Annotated in this window: 4 protein-coding genes and 1 pseudogene; 1 reads left to right on the forward strand and 4 read right to left on the reverse strand. The window is 63.6% G+C overall.

Annotated features, from left to right (window positions below):
• A pseudogene (locus EOA24_RS29565) lies at positions 1-942 on the forward strand (lactate dehydrogenase); the annotation flags it as partial.
• A 1-nt stretch (position 943) separates the two neighbouring features.
• On the opposite strand, the gene EOA24_RS29570 reads toward EOA24_RS29565, so the two are convergent.
• The 4 genes from EOA24_RS29570 to EOA24_RS29585 all read right to left on the reverse strand — a co-directional run bounded on the left by EOA24_RS29570 (position 944) and on the right by EOA24_RS29585 (position 3,467).
• Positions 944-1,738 (reverse strand): DUF3800 domain-containing protein, encoded by a 795-nt coding sequence (locus tag EOA24_RS29570; protein ID WP_210213614.1) that lies wholly within the window; start codon positions 1,736-1,738, stop codon positions 944-946.
• Positions 1,739-1,984: 246 nt separating this feature from the next.
• On the reverse strand, positions 1,985-2,392 hold the full coding sequence (arsC, locus tag EOA24_RS29575; RefSeq protein ID WP_127410363.1) for an arsenate reductase (glutaredoxin): 408 nt from the start codon (positions 2,390-2,392) through the stop codon (positions 1,985-1,987).
• Positions 2,389-3,087 carry an MIP/aquaporin family protein gene (locus tag EOA24_RS29580; RefSeq protein WP_127410364.1) on the reverse strand — a complete coding sequence of 233 codons (699 nt, stop codon included), beginning with the start codon at positions 3,085-3,087 and terminating at the stop codon, positions 2,389-2,391. The genes arsC and EOA24_RS29580 overlap by 4 nt, the downstream gene beginning before the upstream one ends.
• A gap of 29 nt (positions 3,088-3,116) precedes the next feature.
• A complete protein-coding gene (locus EOA24_RS29585; protein ID WP_127410365.1) occupies positions 3,117-3,467 on the reverse strand; it encodes a metalloregulator ArsR/SmtB family transcription factor in 351 nt (116 codons plus the stop codon).
• Positions 3,468-4,032 lie beyond the last annotated feature (565 nt).

Consider the following 4,032-nt stretch of genomic DNA (forward strand, 5'->3'; position numbering starts at 1 on the left):
GCGCTGCATCACCTGGACGTGCCCTGGCTCCCCTCGCAGATCGAGCAGCGCGAGGGCCGCATCGTCCGCCAGGGCAACCAGCATGACGAGGTCGAGATCTTCGCCTATGCGACGGAAGGCTCGCTCGACGCCACCATGTGGCAGAACAACGAGCGCAAGGCCCGCTTCATCGCCGCAGCACTCTCCGGTGACACTTCCATCCGGCGGTTGGAAGATCTGGGCGAAGGGCAGGCGAACCAGTTCGCCGTGGCCAAGGCGATTGCTTCTGGTGACCAGCGTCTGATGCAGAAGGCCGGTCTCGAGGCTGACATTGCACGGCTCGAGCGCCTGCGCGCCGCCCATATCGACGACCAGCATGCCGTGCGCCGGCAGATCCGCGACGCCGAGCGCGACATCGCGCATTCGACGCGCCGTATCGCGGAAATCGGCAAGGACAGGGAGCGGCTTGTTCCGACAGCCGGTGAGGCCTTTGCCATGAGCGTGACCGACAGGTCTTACGCCAAGCGCAAGCAGGCCGGCCGGGCACTGATGAAGGAGATTCTCACCCTGATCCAGCTACGGCATGACGGCGAGACCCTCATCGCCTCGATCGGCGGGTTCGACCTGCAATTCTGTGGCGAGCGCTTCGGGCAGGACGGCTATCGCTACACCACTGTCCTCCAGCTCACCGGAGCCGATGATGAGATCGAGCTGCCGGTGACGGTAACGCCGCTCGGCGCGGTCGCCCGGCTCGAACATGCCCTGTCGAGTTTCGACCAGGACCGGGAACGCTATCGGCAGCGTCTCGCCGAAGCCCGGCGCCGTCTCGCCTCCTACCAGTCCCGCGACGGCGGAGAATTCGCCTTCGCCGGCGAGCTGGCCGAAAAGCGCCGGCAGCTTGCCGAGGTCGAAGAAGCCCTCGCGGCCGACATCGAAGTCGTCGCGGATGCCGTCGCCGCCTGACTCATTGCGTTGCCCTCGGGGCATTGGTGCGAATACCGCTTCGTTTGGCTGCCCGGTGCAGCCGGTGCTCGAAATGATTGGCAAACACCTTGTAGTCGGCGTAGGCGTCCTTGTCGCACCAATATGCGCCGAAGCGGCCAACCAGGCCGGCGATCCAGTCGGCGGCCTGCAAGGTCTGGTATCGGTGGCTCTCCAGCTGGAATGGCGGCTCGATGAGCCGCTTTCGCGGCTCCCCGGCGCCATACATGCTGCGTGCCGCCGCGGTTATGAGGTTCTGGCGCTGGTCGTGCTCATCGAGCGCCAGGATGAAGTGGCCCTTGGGATCGCAATCTTCCGCGCAGAAGGAGTCGATCCGCTTGATGGCTTCCAGCAGCACCCGGTTGTAGAGGTAGTTCGGATTGTGCTTGTCGGGCGGCAGGTTCTTCTGAAGCCCGACATAAAAAGCGAAGCCGCCGATCGTCTCGATCTTGTTCAGAAGCCGGTTGGTCGTGTTGCGAAGCTCACGATACTTGGTGACATTGGTCACTGTGTAGAGGCTTGCGCCTTTCTTCTCCCAAATCGCCGGATGGACGCCAGCCCTCTTGATCTCAAAATCCAGAAGCTCGCATTTTCTTTGGAAGAACCACGTGCCGAAACCGCGCACCTCATTCATCGGCAGCACGAGCCCGGCCAACCCGAAAACCGGGCTCTCCTTGTATTTTGCATCCTGGCGATCGACATAGGGACCGATATGGCCGAATTCATCGAGATAGGCGATGTAGGTCAGATCGTACCCCCCAGAAGCACGAAAACCCACGCTTTTGGCGTGGGTCTCGGAAAGAGGGCAACAAATCCGTTGCGCCTCACGGTCCCGTAGCTAGGGTTTTTGCCTGCGCTTGTCAAGGTGGCAGCCCGATATATACCGCTCTGTCGATAGTGCCTCAATCCAGCTGCCGCTCTCCAGTGTTGAATGACGATCCTCGACCCGAAAATCAAATCTGGGCATGCATCTTCCTCGCGCGTCGTGCTCTCTGCCCGGTCGCGACGCCAGAGCAGCTGCCGATCAGGCCGGCGTGTAGGTGACCTTTTCCCCGTCCTCTTTCGCGAAATCGCGCACCGGATCATCGAGCAGCGGCAGCACCGCCTCCGAAGGCCGGCATAGCCTTGTGCCCTTCCGCGTCTCGACGATCGGCCGGTTGATGAGGATCGGATGGGCAAGCATGAAATCGATCAGCTCGCCGTCGCTCCATTTGCGGTCGGCGAGGCCAAGCTCGGCGTATGGCGTGCCGTTCTCCCGCAGCAGTTCGCGCGGGGTGATACCCATCGCCGCGATCAGCTCGACCAGCCGCTCGCGGCTCGGCGGCGTCTTCAGATATTCGATCACCACCGGCTCTTCGCCGCTGGCGCGGATCATGGCGAGCGTGTTGCGCGAGGTGCCGCAGGCGGGATTGTGAAAGATGGTGACCGTCACGACTGTGCCTTCTGTGGCTGGGTTTGCCGAATGATCTCGGGCCGCAGCAGCCAGCCCATCAGTGCCAGCGCGATCAAGGCGCCGAGCAGCTCAGCGACGATGAAGCCCGGCAGATCGATCGGTCTGATGCCGGAGAACGTGTTGGTAATCGAACGCGCCAACGCCACGGCCGGATTGGCGAAGGATGTAGAGGCGGTGAACCAGTAGGCGCCGGTGATGTAGAGGCCGACCAGCCATGGCACCGCGCGTTGCTCGAAGCGGAGGCCGGAAAGAATAACCGCGACGAGGCCGAATGTCGCCACGGTCTCGGAGAACCATTGCGCCGGCCCGGCTCGCAGCTTCGTCGCGACTTCCAGCACCGGCAAAGCGAACATGAGATGCGCCGCGATCGTACCGGCGATGCCGCCGGCGACCTGGGCCACCAAATAGGCCGGAAGATCGCGGGCAGGCAGCGACCGATTGAGACAGAAAACCAGCGAGACGGCCGGATTGAAATGGGCGCCGGAGATCGGCCCGAGGATTGTGATCAGGACGACCAGCATGGCGCCGGTCGCCAAGGTGTTGCCGAGCAGCGCCAGGGCCGTGTCATGCGTCAGGGTCTCGGCCATGATGCCGGAACCGACGACTGTCGCCACCAGCAGGCCGGTGCCGAGAAACTCGGCGGCGAACCGGCGCGGAAGATCGAATACTGTCATGTGATGCTGCCTGGAACGAAGTGAGCTGATTATTGCCGGGTCCTGGTGACGGGCTGACATCGGGGGGCGGCGAGCGCAGGTGCGCAGATTTCGTGACGGCCCGAGCAGCAATCCTCCATCAGGAAGCGGATCAGGCCGGACAGAGCGTCGTATTCGGCGCTGTAGACGACTGAGCGCGCGTCGCGCCGCTGCGTGACGAGGCCGGCGCGCTCCAACTCCTTGAGATGGAAGCTGACGTTGGACGGTGAGACCTCGACCTGCTCGGCCAGCGCACCGGCGGCAATGCCATCAGGCCCGGCCACCAAAAGCAGGCGCATAGCGCGCAGGCGCGTCTCCTGCGACAGGGCGCCAAAGACGATCAGGGCTCGATGTTCATCCACGTTTCAATGATCCTTGAAATATCGAAACGAGGAATAGCGAAGATACTCTCCCTCAACAACCGGGAAATGACCTCTGCGCTGCGATGGACCGTCCGATCCAACTTTCCGACGCGCTGGCCACCCCACAGGCTGGAGGCGGTCAGCTACCCCAAAGGACGAGGTGGCGCGCGGTCGTGGCTCGCGAGCATTCCGCCGGACGGGGCGGTTGCAGGCAGTACCGGGGAGGAGAACGAAGAAGGAAGGAACGGCTGGTCGCTGATCGGGCTGGCCGCCGCCGCTTACGCTCAACCGCGCCGCTCGCGATCCCGGCCCGTCGTCCTGCGCAGGGCTGAAAGCCCCGCTGGTCCGGCCAGGCAGGGATGCTCGGCCGCAGTTGCGCCGGCCCGCCTGCTCCGCGGTTGCCGAGGTGTCTTCGGGAAGAAGACCAGGAAAGACGGCTCCAACGGCCGGCTCAATCTCGAAAGGAACATCCCATGCATCTCATCAAAGTCGATCCGCGCGCGCTGAAGGAAAACCCCGACCGCACGCGCCAGACAAAGTCCTCACCGCAGGCCGACGCCTGTCT

The sequence above is a fragment of the Mesorhizobium sp. M2A.F.Ca.ET.039.01.1.1 genome (assembly GCF_003998035.1).
Classification (GTDB): domain Bacteria; phylum Pseudomonadota; class Alphaproteobacteria; order Rhizobiales; family Rhizobiaceae; genus Mesorhizobium.

Excerpts from the sequence above, each read along its gene's own strand:
- EOA24_RS29580 (WP_127410364.1), bottom strand. The coding sequence starts at position 3,087 with ATGACAGTATTCGATCTTCCGCGCCGGTTCGCCGCCGAGTTTCTCGGC.